At 76.8% G+C, this 525-nt stretch carries 2 protein-coding genes; both read left to right on the top strand.

The genetic code is table 11. The annotated features are described in order from the left end of the window. A partial coding sequence (locus AC2W7G_RS18375; RefSeq protein WP_485869698.1) for a DUF2000 family protein occupies positions 1 to 215 on the top strand: 215 nt, incomplete at its 5' end. A gap of 29 nt (positions 216 to 244) precedes the next feature. After that, positions 245 to 525, top strand: a 281-nt coding sequence (locus tag AC2W7G_RS18370) for a GNAT family N-acetyltransferase (protein ID WP_485869697.1), incomplete at its 3' end; no start/stop codon positions are given.

Genomic DNA, 525 nt, shown 5'->3' with positions numbered 1-525 from the left:
CGCGGCTCGCCGCGCTGCGCGCCCGGGCGGTCCAGGACCCGCGGGTGCACGTCGCCGACATGCCGGTCGACGCGCAGCGCACCCGGGTCTACGACGAGTACCTGGAGCGCGTTCGGACGGCCCGCGCCGACGACCTCGACTACCTGGCGGTGGGCCTGGTCGGTCCGCGCCGGGCGGTGGACAAGCTGGTCGGGGGGCTGCGCCTGCTGCCGTGACCCGGGACCGGTGCTGGCACGATCGTCGGGTGATCGTGCACGAACGTCCCTGGGACGACCCCGACGGCGAGCGCCTGCGCCTGGCCCAGCGCGCCGAGATGGCCGAGCGCTACGGCACCGACGACAGCGACCCGAGCACCCCGCCGACGGCGGCCGACGTGACGGTCTTCGTCGTGCTCGAGGACGCCGGCGAGGCGATCGGCTGCGGTGCGCTGCGCGCCCTGGACGCCGACCACGGCGAGCTGAAGCGGATGTACGTCGACCCGGCGCACCGCGGACGGGGGCGCGTCCCCGGCGGCTGCTGGCCGCG

The organism is Aeromicrobium sp. PFPM2_SD2, from assembly GCF_057364525.1.
The sequence above is the reverse complement of the archived record's forward strand: the minus strand, read 5'-3'. Positions and strand labels throughout refer to the sequence as shown.